Source organism: Janibacter sp. YB324, assembly GCF_014217915.1.
Taxonomy (GTDB): domain Bacteria; phylum Actinomycetota; class Actinomycetes; order Actinomycetales; family Dermatophilaceae; genus Janibacter; species Janibacter indicus.
The window spans coordinates 1,184,526-1,201,785 of the sequence record NZ_CP060120.1; the positions used below are offsets into that span (position 1 = coordinate 1,184,526).

Genomic DNA, 17,260 nt, shown 5'->3' on the forward strand with positions numbered 1-17,260 from the left:
GCACCGTGAGCCAGCGCCGACCTGACCGCCCTCAGGGCACCGGTCGACCCTCCTCCGGCCAGGCTCGGCCTGCCCGCAAGGCCGCGCCTGCCAAGAAGGCGGCTCCGTCGCGCAAGACCGCGCCGGCGAAGAAGGCCGCGCCTGCCAAGAAGGCGGCACCTGCTCGCAAGGCGACTCCAGCCAAGAAGGCGGCGCCCGCTCGTCGACCGGCGGCTGCCGCGGTCTCGGCCAGCCCGCGCACCCGCATGCGGGCGCTCATGGTCGTCTCGCTCATCGTGCTCAGCCTCTTCGCCGCGCAGCTGCTGCGCATCCAGGGCTTCGACTCCGACGCCGTCGCCGCCGACGCACTGCGCCAGCGCACCCAGACCGAGGCGATCCCCGCCCACCGCGGCACGATCTACGACGCCAACGACACCGTCCTGGCGCAGAGCCAGGAGCGGCGCACCGTCGTCGTCGACCAGACGGCCGTGCCGGAGTACGACAAGAAGGTCGACGGCACGACCACCAAGGTCGGGGTGGCGGGCGCCGCCAAGGACCTCGCCGAGCCGCTCGGCACCAGCGCCGAGGACCTCGAGCCCAAGCTCACCGGCTCGCAGCGCTACCGGGTCCTCGCCAAGAACATCTCGCCGCTCACCTGGCGCCGGATCAACGCCCTGGGCATCCCCGGCATCTACTCCGAGCGCTCGACCCAGCGCACCTACCCGCAGTCGACGACGGTCGCCTCTCTCGTCGGCTTCGTCCAGCCGCAGGACCAGACCGCCGGCGGTGGCCTCGAGCTGCAGCTCGACGACGTCCTCAAGGGCACCCCCGGCCAGGCGACCTACGAGATCGCCCAGGACGGCTCGCGCCTGCCCAATGCCTCCGACGACGTCAGCTCGGCGACCGCGGGCAAGGACGTGCGCCTGACGATCGACAACGACGTGCAGTGGTACGCGCAAAATGCCCTGGCCGACAAGGTCAAGGAGACCAAGGCGCTCTCCGGCACCGTCGTCGTCCAGCGGGTCGACACGGGCGAGCTCGTCGCCCTGGCGTCCTACCCGACCTTCGACCCCAACAACATCGGCGACGGCAAGGGCGTCTTCTCCAACCTCGCCTTCAGCGACGTCTTCGAGCCCGGGTCGACGTCGAAGATCATGACCGTCGCGGCCGGTCTCGAGGAGGGGACGATCACCCCCGAGACGCCGATGATCCTGCCGTACTCCATGAAGCGCGGTGACCAGACCCTGAGCGACAGCCACCCGCACCCCGACGAGTACCGCACCGTCGCCGGTGCCCTCGCCGAGTCGAGCAACACCGGCACCATGCTCATCGGCGAGACGATGAAGCCCAAGACCCTCGAGGAGTACCTGCGGCGCTTCGGCCTGGGATCGACGAGCGGCTCCGGCTTCCCCGGTGAGTCCGGCGGCCTGCTGCCGAAGTCCGAGACGTGGAACGGCTCGCAGCGCTACACGATCACCTACGGCCAGGGCGTTTCGACGACCGCCGTGCAGGTGACCAACGTCTTCCAGGCGATCGCCAACGACGGGGTGCGGATCAGCCCGACCTTCGTCAAGGAGGTCAGCGACGGCGAGGGCGGCTGGGAGGCGGCCCCGACGGGCAAGCGCAACCGCGCCGTCTCGAAGAAGACCGCCAACGACGTCTCCCGGATGCTCGAGGGCGTCGTGAGCGACGAGGGCACGGCCCCCGAGGCGAAGATCAAGGGCTATCGCGTCGCCGGCAAGACCGGCACCGCCGACCGCTACGACTCCGAGTCCGGTGGCTACAGCGGCAAGACCGCGAGCTTCATCGGCTTCGCCCCGGCCGACGACCCCAAGCTCGTCGTCTCGGTGATCCTCCAGCGCCCGATCAAGGGCTACTACGGCGGCACGGTCGCCGCGCCGGTCTTCAAGGACGTCATGACCTACGCCCTGCAGAAGGAGAAGGTGCCGCCGACGCCCCAGGACGAGAAGGCGCCCAAGGTGCGCACCAAGCTGTCCAAGAAGCCGGCGGCCGACACCCCGGGTCTGCTGCGTGACCGGGGCGCCCCGGATGGCGGGTAAGGTCGCGGATCGTGTCTTTTCCTCGTCCTGAGCGGGTGCACCCGCTGACCCTCGTGGACGTCGCCGACCTCGTCGGCGACGCCGCGGCCACGCCCGTGCACGGTGACCCGGCCACCTCGGTGACCGGCGTCTCCCTCGACACCTCGACCGTGCGCCCCGGCGACCTGTGGGCCGCCCTGCCCGGTGCCCGGGCCCACGGAGCCGACTTCGTCGACAAGGCCCTCGCGGCGGGGGCCGTCGCCGTCCTCACCGACGCCGACGGGGCCTCCCGGCTGCAGGCGAAGGGGAGCGACCTCCCCTTCGTCGTGGTGGAGCGCCCGCGCGAGGTCCTCGGCCGCGTCGCCGCGGCGGTCTACGACAGCGGCGACCGCCGCTGCACGATGTTCGGCATCACCGGGACCAACGGCAAGACGACGACCGCCTACCTCATGGTCTCCGCCCTCGAGGCGCTGGCCCACACGACGGGGCTCATCGGGACCATCGAGACGCGCATCGGCGACGAGCGGATCAAGTCCGTGCGCACCACCCCGGAGACGACCGACCTGCACGCGCTGCTCGCGACGATGGGGGAGCGCGGCATCGACGACTGCGTCATGGAGGTCTCGAGCCACGCGCTCACCCTCCACCGCGTCGACGAGGTCATGTACGACGTCGCCCTCTTCACCAACCTCAGCCAGGACCACCTCGACTTCCACGGGACGATGGAGGACTACTTCCTCGCCAAGGCCAGCCTCTTCACCCCCGAGCGCTCCCGCCGGGGCGTCGTGTGCGTCGACGACGAATGGGGCGCCCGGCTGGCGGAGGAGGCCACCGTCCCCGTCACGACCGTCACCTCGCGCCTCCACGTCGAGGCCGACTGGGTCGTCGGCGGCGACCCGCGCGAGCCCGCGCTGACGCTCACGGGTGCCGACGAGGTGCTCCACCTCGAGTCGGCCCTGCCCGGCGACTTCAACCGCGTCAACACCGCGATGGCCGCCGTGGCCCTCATCGAGACCGGGATCCCGCCCCGCGAGGTCGCCGGCGCGATCCTCACCCGGCCCTACGTGCCGGGCCGCATGGAGCTCGTCGCCCCGAGCGAGCCCGGTCCCGAGGACCTGCCGACGGCGCTCGTCGACTTCGCGCACACCCCCGACGCGGTCGGTGCCGCGCTGGCGGCACTGCGACCCCAGACCTATGGCCTGCTCGTCGTCGTCCTCGGCGCCGGCGGCAGCCGCGACCCCGGCAAGCGGCCCGGCATGGGGGCCGCCGCGGCCGCCCACGCCGACGTCGTCATCGTCACCGACGACAACCCGCGCGAGGAGGACCCCGCCACGATCCGCGACGCCGTCGCGGAGGGCGTCTGGCCCCGCTCGCGCGCGCGTCTCGAGGTCGTCGAGGGCCGCGTCGCGGCCATCGAGCGGGCCGTCGAGATCGCCCACGAGTCCGGGCCCGGCGCCACCGTCGCCGTCTTGGGCAAGGGCCACGAGCAGGGCCAAGAGGTGCGCGGAGAGATCCGAGAGCACGACGACCGGGCGGTCCTGCGGGCCGCCCTCGACCGCCGGAGCGTCACCGGATGATCCCCACGACCCTGGGCGCCGTCGCCGACATCACCGGCGGGCGCCTCCACGGCTGCGGCCCCGACGAGGCCGCGCAGGTCCTCGTCGACGGCCCCGTCGTCACCGACTCCCGCGAAGCGGGCCCGGGCAGCCTCTACGTCGCCCGCGTCGGCGAGAGCGCCGACGGGCACGACTTCGTCCCCGGCGCCGCGCGCGCCGGTGCCGTCGCTGCCCTCACGACCCGCGAGGTCGACGGGCTGCCGTGCGTCGTCGTCGAGGACGAGCAGGCCGGCTTCGTCGCGCTGGCCCGGCACCTCGTCGACTCCCGGCCCGACCTGACGGTCATCGGCATCACCGGCTCCTCCGGCAAGACGAGCACCAAGGACCTCCTCGGCTCCGTGCTCGCCGTCGACGGCGAGACGATCGCCCCGGTCGGCTCCTACAACTCCGAGGTGGGCGTCCCGCTCACCGTCTGCCGGATCACCCCGACCACACGGCACCTCGTCGTCGAGATGGGCGCCCGCGGCATCGGTCACGTCGACTACCTCACCCGGATCGCGCCCCCGCGCATCGGCATCGTCCTCAACGTCGGTCACGCCCACGTCGGCGAGTTCGGCTCGGTCGAGGCGATCGCCGAGGCGAAGGGAGAGCTGCCCGCCGCCCTGCCCGCGGACGGGGTCGCGGTGCTCAACGCCGACGACCCGCTCGTCGCCGCCATGGCGGCGCGCACGTCCGCGCAGGTCGTCCTCGTCGGCGAGTCGGCGGCCGCCCACGTGCGGGCCACCGACATCACCCTCGACGAGGCGGGTGCCCCCTCCTTCACCGTCACCGCCCCCTTCGGCACGGCGCAGGTGCGGCTGGGGCTCGTCGGGCGCCACCACGTCGGCAACGCCCTGGCGGTCATCGCGGCGGCGCACGCCGCGGGGATGGGCTTCGAGCAGATCGTGCCGGCCCTGGCCGACGCCCGCCCGCTCAGCCGGTGGCGCATGGAGGTCACCCGGCGCGAGGACGGCGTCGTCGTCGTCAACGACGCCTACAACGCCAACCCCGACTCGATGTCCGCCGCCCTGCGCAGCCTGGCGACGATGGGCGCCGGCGGTCGTCGCTGGGCCGTGCTCGGCGCGATGCTGGAGCTCGGAGACGCCTCCGCCGAGCTGCACGCCGCCGTCGGCCGCGAGGCCGCGGAGCTCGGGGTCGACGAGGTCCTCGTCGTCGGCGAGAGCGCTGCGGCGATCGCGGACGGCGCACGGGACAATGCTCGTGAGGACGGCCCGCGGGTGCGGGTCGTGCCCGACGCCGACGCGGCCGAGGCGGTGCTCGTCGCCGAGCTCGCCGCGCCGGACGTCGTCCTCTTCAAGTCCAGCCGCGACGCCGGGCTACGGTGGCTCGGAGACCGCATCGTCCAGAGGGAGGCCCACGCATGATGGCCGTGGTCATCGCTGCTGTCGTGTCACTCGTCGTCGCCCTGCTCGGCACGCCGATGTTCATCAGGTACCTCGTCAAGCAGGGCTACGGCCAGTTCATCCGTGACGACGGTCCGACCTCGCACCACACCAAGCGCGGCACGCCGACGATGGGCGGCGCGGTCATCATCCTCGCGACCGTCATCGCCTACGCCGTCGCGCACCTCGTCACCTGGCAGTCGCCGACCGCCAGCGGCGTCCTCGTGCTCTTCCTCATGGTGGGTCTGGGTGCCGTCGGCTTCGCCGACGACTACATCAAGATCAGCAAGCAGCGCAGCCTCGGCCTGAAGTCGGGGGAGAAGCTCATCGGGCAGACCCTCGTCGGCGTGACCTTCGCGGTCCTCGCCCTGCAGTTCCCCAACGACGCGCTGCGCCGCCCGGCCTCGACGAGCATCTCCTTCGTGCGCGACACCGCGCTCGACCTGGCCTTCGCCGGACCGCTCATCGGCCTGATCCTCTTCGTGCTGTGGGCCAACCTCATGATCGCCGGCACGTCCAACGGCGTGAACCTCACCGACGGCCTCGACGGCCTCGCCACCGGCTCCTCGGTCATGGTCTTCGGCGCCTACGTCGTCATCTCCATCTGGCAGTTCAACCAGAACTGCCAGACCAGCCCCGGCGCCAACTGCTACGACGTGCGTGACCCGCTCGACCTCGCCGTCGTCGCGGCGGCCGGCACCGGAGCCTGCTTCGGCTTCCTGTGGTGGAACGCATCCCCGGCCAAGATCTTCATGGGCGACACCGGCTCGCTCGCCCTCGGTGGCGCCCTGGCCGGTCTGGCGATCCTCTCGCGCACCGAGCTGCTCATCGTCATCCTCGGCGGCCTCTTCGTGACGATCACCCTCTCGGTGATCATCCAGGTCGCCTCCTTCAAGTCCACCGGCAAGCGGGTCTTCCGCATGGCGCCCCTGCAGCACCACTTCGAGCTGCTCGGGTGGCAGGAGGTGACGATCGTCATCCGCTTCTGGATCGTGGCCGGCCTCTTCGTCGCGCTCGGGCTGGCGATCTTCTACGCCGAGTGGGTCGTGGGGGCACCGTGACCGACGCCGCCTCCCGCGCGGAGCGGCTGGCCGCCCTGACCTGCCGCGAGGCCGACTGGGCCGGCCTGCGGGTCGTCGTCACCGGCCTGGGCGTCTCCGGGTTCGCCGCCGCCGACGCGCTGCTCCAGTACGGCGCCCACGTCCGTGTCGTCGACGCCAAGGCACCCGAGCCCGACACCCAGATGGCCCAGCGCGCCCAGATCCTCGAGGTGCTCGACGCGCAGCTGCACCTTGGTGACGGCGCCGAGACCGCGCTGCCGGCGTCCGCCGACGAGATCGACCTCGTCGTCACCTCGCCGGGCTGGCCGCCGCACCAGCCGCTGCTCGCCGCGGCGGCCGAGGCGGGCATCCCGATCTGGGGTGACGTCGAGCTCGCGTGGCGGATGCGCCCGCGTGTCGGGGGAGCGCCCTGGCTGCTCGTCACCGGCACCAACGGCAAGACGACGACGGTGCAGATGCTCACCTCGATGCTGCGCGCCGCCGGCCTGCGGGCCGCGAGCGCCGGCAACGTCGGCACGCCCGTGCTCGACCTCGTCCAGGACCCCGAGCCCTACGACGTCATCGCCGTCGAGCTGTCGAGCTTCCAGCTGCACTGGAGCCACTCCCTTCGCCCGCAGGCCGCGGCCTGCCTCAACATCGCGCCCGACCACATCGACTGGCACGGCTCCCTCGAGGAGTACACCGCGGCCAAGGGCAAGGTCTACGCCAACGCCGAGGTCGCCTGCGTCTACAACGAGCAGGACCCGGCCACGCGCCGCCTGGTCGAGGAGGCCGATGTCGTCGAGGGCTGCCGCGCCGTCGGCTTCACCCTCGGCACGCCCGGGCTGTCGATGCTCGGGCTCGTCGAGGACGTCCTCGCCGATCGGGCCTTCGTCGCCGAGCGCGAGACCTCCGCCGCCGAGCTCGGCACGCTGGCCGACCTGCAGGGCGAGGCCCCGAGCGTCGCCCCGCACCTCGTCGCCAATGCCCTGGCCGCCGCCGCGCTCGCCCGGGCCCACGGGGTGCCGCCGGTCGCCGTGCGCGAGGGGCTGCGGGCCTGGCAGCCCGAGCCGCACCGCATCGCCCACGTGGCGAGCGCCGGCGAGGTCCACTGGATCGACGACTCCAAGGCGACCAACCCCCACGCCGCCCTCGCGAGCCTCACCTCCCACGAGCACGTCGTGTGGGTGGCCGGCGGCCTGCTCAAGGGTGCCGACGTCGACGAGCTCGTCGCGGCGGCCGCCGGTCGACTGCGCGCCGCCGTGCTCATCGGTCGCGACCGCGAGCAGATCGCCGCCGCCATCGCCCGACACGCGCCCGATGTCCCCGTGATCGACGTCGCCGCGACGGACACTGGGGCGATGGACCTCGTCGTCCGGCACGCGGCCACGCTCGCGATGCCGGGAGACGCGGTGCTGCTGGCCCCGGCAGCCGCATCCATGGACATGTTCGACAACTACGGGGCCCGCGGCGACGCCTTCGCCGCCGCGGTGCACAGGTACCTGCAGGAGGGGTGAGCGTGAGCAGCAGCGCAGCGACCGGGTCCGGTCGCAGCGGCGCGCGCCGCACCCGCTCCACCCGGGTCGACGAGTGGACCGCGCGCTTCGAGTCGCCGATGACGACCTACTACCTGCTCCTGGGCATCGTCGGCCTGCTCGTCGGCATCGGCCTGGTCATGGTGCTGTCGGCGTCGATGATCGTCTCGCTGAAGGAGAACGACAGCTCCTTCACCATCTTCCTCAAGCAGTTCGTCTTCGCCCTCGCCGGCGGGCTCGCGCTGTGGTGGGCCTCGCGGCGCAGCATCGCCTTCTGGAAGCGGATGGCCGTGCCCGCGGTGGCCGCGTCGATCGTGCTGCTCCTGCTCGTGCTCACGCCACTCGGCTTCGGCTTCCAGGGCAACCGCAACTGGATCGGTGTCGGGTCCCTGTCGATCCAGCCGAGCGAGGTGGCCAAGATCGGCCTCGTCCTCGCCGGTGCGCTGGTCCTCGAACGCAAGCGGGCGCTGCTGGCCTCGATCAAGCACGCGCTCGTCCCCTTCGTCGTGCCGGGAATGCTGCTGATCGTCGGGCTCGTCATGCTCGGGCACGACATGGGTACCGCGATGGTCATCTGCGCGATCGCCGTCGGCATGCTCTTCGCCGCCGGCGTGCAGCTGCGGTGGTTCGCGCTCGGCGGTGGCGTGCTGGCCCTGCTCGGGCTGCTCGCCGCCAACATCGGCAACAACCGCATGCAGCGCATCCAGATCTGGCTGGACCCGACGCAGTGCGCGCCCGGCTCCGACCTCTACTACGGCATCTGCCGCCAGTCGATCCACGGGCGCTATGCCCTCGCCGACGGCGGGTGGTTCGGTGTCGGCCTCGGTGCCAGCCGCGAGAAGTGGGGCTGGCTCTCCGAGCCCTACAACGACTTCATCTTCGCGATCATCGGCGAGGAGCTCGGCCTCATCGGCACGCTGACGATCCTCGCGCTCTTCGCCGCCTTCGCCGTGGCCGGGCTGCGCCTGGTCACGCGCACCGACGACTTCTTCGTCCGCGTCGCCACCGCCGGCATCTGCACCTGGGTGCTCGTGCAGGCGACGATCAACATCGGCGCCGTCATCGGGATGCTCCCGGTCATCGGCGTCCCGCTGCCCTTCGTCTCCTCCGGCGGGTCATCGCTCGTGACCGCGATGCTCGCCGTCGGCATCCTGCTGAGCTTCGCTCGAAGCGAGCCGGGGTGCTCTGAGATGATCGCCGCCAAGCCCTCGCGGGCGCGCGCCCTGCTCGCCCGCATCCCGAGCAGGAGGACATCGTCGCGATGACGCCCACCCGCCCCTCACGCATCCTGCTGGCGGGGGGTGGCACCGCAGGGCACGTGTCCCCGCTGCTCGCCCTCGCCGACTGCCTGCGCCGCCGCGACCCCGGTGTCGAGATCCTCGCCCTGGGCACGAGCGAGGGCCTGGAGTCCCGGCTCGTCCCCGAGCGTGGCTACGACTTCGCGACCATCCCCAAGGTCCCGCTGCCCCGCAAGCCCTCCGGCGACCTCGTGCGCCTGCCGGTCAACCTGCGGCGGGCCGTCGCGGCCGCCGGGCGGGCGATCGAGCAGGTCGACGCCCAGGTCGTCGTCGGCTTCGGCGGATACGTCTCGACGCCGGCCTACCTCGCCGCCCGCAAGGCTGGCGTCCCGATCGTCATCCACGAGCAGAATGCGCGGGCCGGCGTCGCCAACAAGGTGGGGGCCCGCTTCAGCGACCACATCGGGGTGACCTTCCCCGGCACCAAGCTGGCCGGCGGCCGGGTCATCGGCATGCCGCTGCGCCCCGAGATCGTCGCCCTCGACCGCGCGGCGACCCGAGCGCAGGCGCGCTCCGGGCTGGGGCTGCGCGAGGACCTGCCGGTGCTGCTCGTCACGGGCGGCTCCCTCGGAGCCAAGCGGCTCAACGACGCCTTCGAGGCCAGCGTCGCGACGTTGCGCGACGCCGGGGTGCAGGTGCTGCACGCGACCGGCGCGGGCAAGGACTTCGTCGCGACGGGTGGTGACCCGTCGGTGCCCTACGTCGTCCTGCCCTACGTCGACCGGATGGACCTGGCCTATGCCGCCGCCGATGCCGTCGTCTGCCGCGCCGGGGCCAACACCGTGTGCGAGCTGACCGCGGTCGGGCTGCCCGGCGTCTACGTCCCGCTGCCCATCGGCAACGGCGAGCAGCGGCTCAACGCCGCAGGCGTCGTCGAGGCGGGCGGTGGCCTGCTCGTCGAGGACGCCGACGTCGACCCGGCCTGGGTGGCCCGCGAGATCGTGCCGCTGCTGGGCGACGGTGCGCGTCTGCGCTCGATGTCGCAGGCCGCGGAGTCCGTGGGGCACCGCGACGCCGACGAGACGCTCGCCGACATGGTCGCCGACGCGTGGGCACGAGGTGGCCGTCGTGGTTGACGCGCTGCCCGAGGTCCCGCGCAACCCCCGCTTCGACGTCCTGGCACCACGGGTGCCACTGGCCGAGCTCGGAGTCGTCCACGTGCTCGCTGCCGGTGGCGCCGGCATGTCGGCCATCGTGCGGCTGCTGCTCGACGCGGGTGTCGAGGTGCGGGGCAGCGATGCCCACGACTCGCCGCTCCTCGAGCGGCTGCGCGAGCGCGGCGCGACGATCTGGGTGGGGCACGACCCGGCCCACCTCGAGGGCGCCGACACCGTCGTCGTCTCCTCGGCGATCCGTGAGGACAACCCCGAGCTGGCGGCTGCGCGTGCCGCCGGTCTGCGCGTCCTGCACCGCAGCCAGGCGCTCGCCTCGTCGATGGGGGAGCAGACCCGCATCGCGGTCGCCGGAGCCAACGGCAAGACGACCACCAGCTCGATGCTCACCGTCGCCCTGCTCGAGGCGGCGGCGCAGCCCTCCTTCGCCCTCGGTGGCGAGCTGGCCACGCAGGGGGTCAACGCCGCGCTCGGTGAGGGCACCCCCTTCGTCGCCGAGGCCGACGAGTCCGACGGGTCCTTCCTCGCCTACGCGCCGCAGGTCGCGATCGTCACCAACGTCCAGCCCGACCACCTCGACTTCTACGGCGACTTCGCGACGGTCGAGGCGGCCTACCTCGAGTTCGCCGAGACGGTCACCGAGGGTGGGCTGCTCGTCGCCTGCGCCGACGACCCCGGGTCCGAGCGGCTGGCCGTCCGGGCCGAGGCCGCCGGCGTGAGGGTGCTGCGCTACGGCTTCGGCGAGGCTGCGGACGTGCGGCTCGTCGACGCCGTCCTCGACGGCACCAGTGCGAGCGCCACCCTCGTCGAGACCGACGCCCGCCGGGAGCTGTCGATCAGCGTCCCGGGGCGGCACAACCTCCTCAACGCCGCTGCGGCCTACGCGGCCGCTGCCCACGGCGTCGGCACGGATGCCCAGGCGGTCCTCGACGGGCTCGCGGCCTACGGCGGGACCCGACGGCGCTTCGAGACGAAGGGGGTGGCGCGCGGCGTCACCGTCGTCGATGACTACGCGCACAACCCCCGGCAAGGTGGAGGCGGTCGTGCGCACCGCCAAGGAGATCGCCGGCGAGCACCGCTTGTGGGTGATCTTCCAGCCGCACCTGTACTCCCGCACCCGTGACTTCGCGACCGGCTTCGCCGCCGGGCTGGTACCGGCCGACGAGGTACTGCTGCTCGACGTCTACGGCGCCCGCGAGGACCCGGTGACCGGCGTCGGTTCGCACCTCATCAGCGAGCCGCTCGTGGCACAGGGGCGTTCGGCGCGGGTCGTCTCCCTCGACGAGGCGATCGCGGCGGTGGCGCAGGGCGCCGCTGACGGCGACCTCGTGCTCACCGTCGGTGCCGGCGACGTCACCCACCTCGGGCCGAGACTGCTCGAGGCACTGGACCGATGAGCCGGGGGAGCGGGACCCGCGAGGCGACTGAGGAGCGCTTCGCCCAGCGTGCCGCCCGGGTGCGCGGGCAGCGGGCTCGTCGGTGGCTGGTGCTCCTCCTCGTCGTCGGGCTCGTCATCGGGCTCGGCTGGCTCGTCGGGTTCTCCTCCGTGCTGGCCACCCGTGACGTCGAGGTCACCGGGGCCGACCCGGCCGACCGGGACGAGATCGAGCAGATCGCGCAGGAGCAGGTCGGCACCCCGCTGGCCCGGGTCGACGGCGACGGCGTCTCGCGCACGATCACCGCGCAGGTGCCGGGGGCCGCCCACGCCAGCGTCGAGCGGGGCTGGCCGCACACCCTGAAGGTCAAGGTGACATCGAGGGTTCCGGTCCTGGCCGTGCGGCTCGAGGGTGACCGCTTCCGCCTGCTCGACCTCGACGGCGTGGCGATCCGCACCGTGGGCTCGGCGCCCCCGGACGTGCCGACGGTGACCGCCGACGGCGGCGCCGAGGTCTCGGGGCACGGCGTGCGAGCTGCCCAGGGGATGCTCGCGGCCCTCCCCGACGACCTGCGCGAGCAGGTCGATGACGTCACGGTCGACTCGGCCGACCAGATCACCTTCACCCTCGGGCGGACCGAGGTCGTGTGGGGCGACGGCAGCAGTCCCGATCTCAAGGTGAGGGTCATCAAGATCCTCCTCGACAAGAAGCCGAAGACCATCGACGTCTCCGCACCGGACACGCCGGTCACCACGGGATAGGCTGACGACACGCGGGCGTGGCGTTTGCCCCTGCGGCCCGGGCCGCATAACGTCACCCGCACACCGAGCGTGACCAAACTGTAACCCTGAAGTTCACCTTGAGTTTTGGGGTTGAGGCACCACCGAGCAGCAGCAACAGGAGTCCCCGTGGCATCAGCCCAGAACTATCTGGCCGTTATCAAGGTCGTCGGCATCGGCGGCGGTGGCGTCAACGCCATCAACCGGATGATCGAGGTCGGCCTCAAGGGCGTCGAGTTCATCGCGATCAACACCGATGCCCAAGCGCTCCTGATGTCCGACGCCGACGTCAAGCTCGACGTCGGCCGCGAGCTGACCCGCGGTCTGGGCGCCGGAGCCGACCCCGAGGTCGGCAAGAAGGCCGCCGAGGACCACGCCGAGGAGATCGAGGAGGTCCTCAAGGGGGCTGACATGGTCTTCGTGACCGCCGGTGAGGGCGGTGGCACCGGCACGGGTGGCGCCCCGGTCGTGGCCAAGATCGCCAAGAGCCTCGGTGCGCTCACCATCGGTGTCGTGACCCGCCCCTTCACCTTCGAGGGTCGTCGTCGGGCCAACCAGGCCGAGTCCGGCATCGGTGCCCTGCGCGACGAGGTCGACACGCTCATCGTCATCCCCAACGACCGGCTGCTGTCGATCAGCGACCGTGCCGTGAGCATGCTCGACGCCTTCCGCAGCGCCGACCAGGTCCTTCTCTCCGGTGTCCAGGGCATCACCGACCTGATCACCACGCCCGGTCTGATCAACCTCGACTTCGCCGACGTCAAGTCCGTCATGCAGGGGGCCGGCTCCGCCCTCATGGGCATCGGCTCGGCCCGGGGCGAGGACCGCGCCGTCCAGGCCGCCGAGCTGGCGATCTCGTCGCCGCTGCTCGAGGCGAGCATCGACGGTGCGCACGGTGTCCTGCTGTCGATCCAGGGTGGCAGCGACCTCGGTCTCTTCGAGATCAACGAGGCCGCCCGCCTGGTGCAGGAGGCCGCCCACCCCGAGGCCAACATCATCTTCGGTGCGGTCATCGACGACGCCCTCGGCGACGAGGTGCGGGTCACCGTCATCGCCGCCGGCTTCGACGGTGGTGCCCCGCAGCAGCGGCCCGACGACCGGGCCCTCGGCCAGGTCCAGTCCGGCGGTCAGGGCCGCCCGGCGCAGGGTCAGCCGCAGCAGCAGGCGCCGGCCCAGCAGCAGCGTCCCGCGCAGTCGGCGCCGCAGCAGGTCCCGGCCCAGCAGCCGGCGCCCACGCAGCAGCAGGCTCCGGCCGCGCCGCAGCAGGCCCCGGCCCAGCAGTCGGCGCCCGCCCAGCAGCCCGCCCAGGGTCAGCCGCAGCAGCAGCCTGCGCCCGCCCAGCAGCCGCGTCAGGCCACGCCGCCGCGGCAGGTGACCTTCGACGACGGCGACGACCTCGACGTCCCCGACTTCCTCAAGTGAGCTGAGCAGACGCCCCCGCAGGGCCCCGACCGATCCGGTCGGGGCCCTGCGTCGTCCGGGGGTGCCCGGGCGATAGGTTGCAGGCGTGTTCGCCTGGAGAGATGACGCGCCGGGGCTCGTGCGAGCCTTCACCGACCGCCACGACGGGGTGAGCGTCGCTCCCTTCGCCGGGCTCAACCTCGGCGCCCACGTCGGCGACGACCTCGACGCGGTCCGCACCAACCGGGCGGCCGTCGAGCAGGCCGTCGGCATGCCGCTCGTGCTCGCCGACCAGGTGCACGGCACCGACGTCGTCCACGTGACCCGTGAGCTGCTCGACGGGCCGCGCTCGGCCACCGGCGCCGTCGCCGAGGGCGATGCCCTCGTCACGGACCTGCCCGGCACCGCCCTGGGCGTCCTCGTCGCCGACTGCACCCCCGTCCTGCTCCACGACCTGGCCGGGCCGCTCGTCGGCGCCGCCCACGCCGGCCGTCCGGGCATGGTCGGCGGGGTCGTGCGGCGGCTCGTCGAGGCGATGCGGGACCTCGGGGCGACCGACCTGCGGGCCGCCGTCGGGCCGTCGGTGTGCGGGCGCTGCTACGAGGTGCCGGCCGACATGCGCGCGACGGCCATGGAGGTCTCGCCCGCCTCGGCCGCGCTCACCTGGACCGGGACGCCGGCCATCGACGTCGCCACCGGAGTCGTCGACCAGCTGCAGGCGGCGGGCGTGTCCGTCGAATGGATCCCCGGCTGCGCGCGCGAGGACGCCGCCCTCTACTCCTACCGCCGCGACGGCCGCACCGGCCGCTACGCCGGCATCATCGGGCGTCCCGCATGAGCCGCCGGGAGGAGCTGGCCGAGCGCCTCGCCGCCGTCGAAGGGAGGATCGCTGCGGCCTGCGAGGCCGCCGGCCGCAGCCGTGACGAGGTCCAGCTGATCGTCGTGACGAAGTTCTTCCCCCGCAGCGACGTCGACCTGCTGGCCGAGCTCGGCATGCGTGACCTCGGGGAGAACCGCGAGCAGGAGGCCGCCGCCAAGCTGGCCGACGGGGGGCCGCCGTCGGGCGTGCGCACCCACTTCATCGGGCAGCTGCAGTCCAACAAGGCCGGCGCCGTGACCCGGTGGGCGGACGTCGTGCAGTCGGTCGACCGGCCCAAGCTCGTCGGTGCGCTCGCGCGCGGCGCCGAGGCCGCCGGCCGCAAGGTCACCGCCCTCGTGCAGGTCGACCTCGATCCCGCCGGGGGCACCGGGCGTGGGGGAGCGGCGCCCGCCGACGTGCCCGCCCTGGCCGACGCCATCGCGAGCAGCCCCCTTCGCCTGGGTGGGCTCATGGCCGTGGCTCCGCTCGGCGCCGACCCGGAGCCCGCCTTCGCCCGGCTGGCTGCGCTGGCCGAGGCGCTGCGGGCCGACCACCCCGAGGCGAGCTGGATCTCGGCCGGGATGAGCGGTGACCTCGAGGCCGCGGTGCGCCACGGCGCGACACACCTGCGTGTCGGGACGGCAATCCTCGGAGATCGTCCGTCACACCGGTAACTTCGGTGACACCGACGAGGCAACCGGTACGACAAAGGATTTGAGGACATGACGGCACTGCGCAACGCGATGGTCTACCTCGGGCTCGCCGAGGACGACAAGCGCTACGACGAGTACGACGACTACGTCGACGAGTACGACGCGGGCCACGAGGTCCTCGAGGAGGAGCACGCCGCCGCGGAGGTCACCCCCCTGCGTCGCGTCCCGACGACGCCGGCCGTCCGCGAGGTGGAGGTCACCCCGATGAACCGCATCACGACGATCCACCCGAGCACCTACAACGACGCCCGGGCCATCGGCGAGAGCTTCCGCAACAACACTCCCGTCATCATGAACCTCAGCGACATGGACGACTCCGACGCCAAGCGGCTCGTCGACTTCGCCGCGGGTCTGGTCTTCGGTCTGCACGGGTCGATCGAGCGGGTGACCAACAAGGTCTTCCTGCTCTCGCCTGAGCACATCGAGGTCGACGCCGAGGGTGGCGAGGCGCCGCAGCCGCGCGCCCTGTTCAACCAGAGCTGAGCTTCCGCACGACCTCACAGGTGGGGTCCAGACCCCCGACCTAGGCTGGTTCCATGTCGATCGTCCGTGACGTGCTCCACCTCGTGCTGTACGTCTACTTCCTCATCCTCATCGGGCGTCTCGTCCTCGACTGGATCCAGGTCTTCGCCCGCCAGTGGCGGCCCAGGGGCGTCATCCTCGTCGTCGCCGAGGCGATCTACACCCTCACCGATCCACCCCTGCGCGCGATCCGCAAGGTCATCAAGCCCGTGCGCATCGGTGGGGTCGCCCTCGACCTCGCCTTCCTCGTGCTGATCATCGTGGTCTCACTGCTCCTGCGCATCGTCTAGGCTGGCCTCGATGCCCGTGCGCGCAATGGCGCCACGAGCAAGCACCCTGCCCGAACGCATACGGAGGAACAATGGCGCTCACGCCCGAGGACGTCCTCAACAAGACCTTCACCCAGACCCAGTTCCGTCGTGGTTACGACGAGCGCGAGGTCGACGACTTCCTCGACGAGGTCGTCGCCGAGATGCGTCGCATGGTCAAGGACTCGGAGGACCTGCGGGCTCGCGCCCAGGACGGATCCGGCTCCCGCACGGCGGCCACGCCCGTGGCTGCTGCCGCGACCGACTCCGGCAAGGCCGACGAGGCGCTGACCCGGGAGAACCGCGACCTGCGCGCGCGTCTGGAGGACCTGCGCTCGCGCTTCGACAAGGAGACCGCTGCCCGCGCCGCCGCCGAGAAGCGCGCGAGCGACCTCGAGCAGAGCGCGCGCGCCGACGACGAGCGCACCAAGGGCGACGCCGCCAACCTCTCCAAGGCCCAGCAGAGTGCCGACGAGCGCATCGCGACCGTCAACGCCCGCGCCGAGGAGGCCGAGGCCGCCGCGCAGGAGCGCATCAAGGCCGCCAACGCCGCAGCCGAGAAGGCCGAGGCCGAGGCCAAGGCGCGTCAGGACGAGGCCGCCAAGGCCCCCGTGGCCGCGGCTGCGCCCGCGAGCGACGACGCGGGGGCCGGCCAGATGGCTGCCGCCGCCGGTGGCGGTGCCGGGGCCTCCGGCCTCATCGCCCTCGCCCAGCGCCTGCACGACGAGCACGTCGCCGAGGGGCAGACCCAGCGCGACAAGCTCATCGCCGAGGCGCAGCGCCGCCACGACGAGCTCGTCTCGACCGGCCAGAGCAAGCACGACGAGCTGCTCTCGACGGGTCAGAGCAAGCACGACGAGTTCATCAAGACCGGTCAGGGCAAGCGCGACCAGTTCATCGGCGAGGGCACGACCCAGCGCGACAAGCTGGTCTCCGAGGCCCAGACCAAGGCCACCACGATGGTCAGCGAGGCCGAGGCCCGGCGCAAGAAGATCCTCGACGACCTCAACGCCCAGAAGTCGAAGATCGAGGGCCAGATCGCCGAGCTGACGACCTACGAGCGCGACTACCGCCGCAAGCTCAAGGACTTCATCTCCGGCCAGCTCAAGGGCCTGGACACCCAGGCGAGCGTCGCCCCCGAGGCCAGCGCCAAGCACTGACCTGCGCGACCACGACGCGGCGTCACCCCACGCGGGTGACGCCGCGTCGTCGTCTCCCGGCGCACCCGTCGGGTGAGCAAACGAAGAACACGGCGCGGTGAGCGCGCTCACGGCCCGAAAACGTCGTACCCTTCGTTGACT

General features: G+C 72.4%; 14 protein-coding genes and 1 pseudogene. All 15 read left to right on the forward strand.

The window, feature by feature from the left end:
* The first annotated feature begins 5 nt into the window (after positions 1–5).
* The 15 genes and pseudogenes from H7A72_RS05765 (at position 6) to H7A72_RS17000 (ending at position 17,119) form a co-directional block, all read left to right on the forward strand.
* Entirely contained in the window at positions 6–2,039 is a 2,034-nt protein-coding gene (locus H7A72_RS05765) for a penicillin-binding protein 2 (protein ID WP_223277795.1), read from the forward strand.
* Positions 2,040–2,050: 11 nt separating this feature from the next.
* Positions 2,051–3,595, forward strand: a complete 1,545-nt coding sequence (locus H7A72_RS05770; RefSeq protein ID WP_084450665.1) for a UDP-N-acetylmuramoyl-L-alanyl-D-glutamate--2,6-diaminopimelate ligase — start codon at positions 2,051–2,053, stop codon at positions 3,593–3,595.
* Positions 3,592–4,998: a UDP-N-acetylmuramoyl-tripeptide--D-alanyl-D-alanine ligase gene (murF, locus tag H7A72_RS05775; protein WP_185221923.1), complete on the forward strand. Its 1,407-nt coding sequence runs from the start codon at positions 3,592–3,594 to the stop codon at positions 4,996–4,998. Before H7A72_RS05770 ends, murF begins: the two co-directional genes overlap by 4 nt.
* The gene (gene mraY, locus H7A72_RS05780; protein WP_185221924.1) at positions 4,995–6,077 is read left to right on the forward strand and encodes a phospho-N-acetylmuramoyl-pentapeptide-transferase; all 1,083 of its coding nucleotides are present in this window, start codon (positions 4,995–4,997) and stop codon (positions 6,075–6,077) included. Before murF ends, mraY begins: the two co-directional genes overlap by 4 nt.
* Positions 6,074–7,573, forward strand: coding sequence for a UDP-N-acetylmuramoyl-L-alanine--D-glutamate ligase (gene murD, locus H7A72_RS05785; protein ID WP_223277796.1), 1,500 nt, complete (start codon positions 6,074–6,076; stop codon positions 7,571–7,573). Before mraY ends, murD begins: the two co-directional genes overlap by 4 nt.
* 2 nt (positions 7,574–7,575) lie before the next feature.
* Positions 7,576–8,856, forward strand: a complete 1,281-nt coding sequence (gene ftsW / locus H7A72_RS05790; RefSeq protein ID WP_185221926.1) for a putative lipid II flippase FtsW — start codon at positions 7,576–7,578, stop codon at positions 8,854–8,856.
* Positions 8,853–9,965 carry an undecaprenyldiphospho-muramoylpentapeptide beta-N-acetylglucosaminyltransferase gene (murG, locus tag H7A72_RS05795; RefSeq protein ID WP_185221927.1) on the forward strand — a complete coding sequence of 371 codons (1,113 nt, stop codon included), beginning with the start codon at positions 8,853–8,855 and terminating at the stop codon, positions 9,963–9,965. Before ftsW ends, murG begins: the two co-directional genes overlap by 4 nt.
* A gap of 106 nt (positions 9,966–10,071) precedes the next feature.
* A pseudogene (gene murC / locus H7A72_RS05800) lies at positions 10,072–11,398 on the forward strand (UDP-N-acetylmuramate--L-alanine ligase).
* Complete coding sequence (locus tag H7A72_RS05805) at positions 11,395–12,138, forward strand: cell division protein FtsQ/DivIB (protein WP_185221928.1); 744 nt, start codon at positions 11,395–11,397, stop codon at positions 12,136–12,138. The pseudogene murC and the gene H7A72_RS05805 overlap by 4 nt, the downstream one beginning before the upstream one ends.
* Before the next feature lie 147 nt (positions 12,139–12,285).
* Positions 12,286–13,578 carry a cell division protein FtsZ gene (ftsZ, locus tag H7A72_RS05810; RefSeq protein ID WP_084450652.1) on the forward strand — a complete coding sequence of 431 codons (1,293 nt, stop codon included), beginning with the start codon at positions 12,286–12,288 and terminating at the stop codon, positions 13,576–13,578.
* Between the two features lie 85 nt (positions 13,579–13,663).
* Positions 13,664–14,395: a peptidoglycan editing factor PgeF gene (pgeF, locus tag H7A72_RS05815; protein ID WP_223277797.1), complete on the forward strand. Its 732-nt coding sequence runs from the start codon at positions 13,664–13,666 to the stop codon at positions 14,393–14,395.
* A complete protein-coding gene (locus H7A72_RS05820; protein WP_185221929.1) occupies positions 14,392–15,090 on the forward strand; it encodes a YggS family pyridoxal phosphate-dependent enzyme in 699 nt (232 codons plus the stop codon). The genes pgeF and H7A72_RS05820 overlap by 4 nt, the downstream gene beginning before the upstream one ends.
* A gap of 48 nt (positions 15,091–15,138) precedes the next feature.
* Entirely contained in the window at positions 15,139–15,612 is a 474-nt protein-coding gene (locus H7A72_RS05825; RefSeq protein ID WP_084450647.1) for a cell division protein SepF, read from the forward strand.
* A 53-nt stretch (positions 15,613–15,665) separates the two neighbouring features.
* Positions 15,666–15,941, forward strand: coding sequence for a YggT family protein (locus H7A72_RS05830; protein ID WP_084450645.1), 276 nt, complete (start codon positions 15,666–15,668; stop codon positions 15,939–15,941).
* A 71-nt stretch (positions 15,942–16,012) separates the two neighbouring features.
* Complete coding sequence (locus H7A72_RS17000) at positions 16,013–17,119, forward strand: DivIVA domain-containing protein (RefSeq protein ID WP_185221930.1); 1,107 nt, start codon at positions 16,013–16,015, stop codon at positions 17,117–17,119.
* Positions 17,120–17,260: the final 141 nt, after the last annotated feature.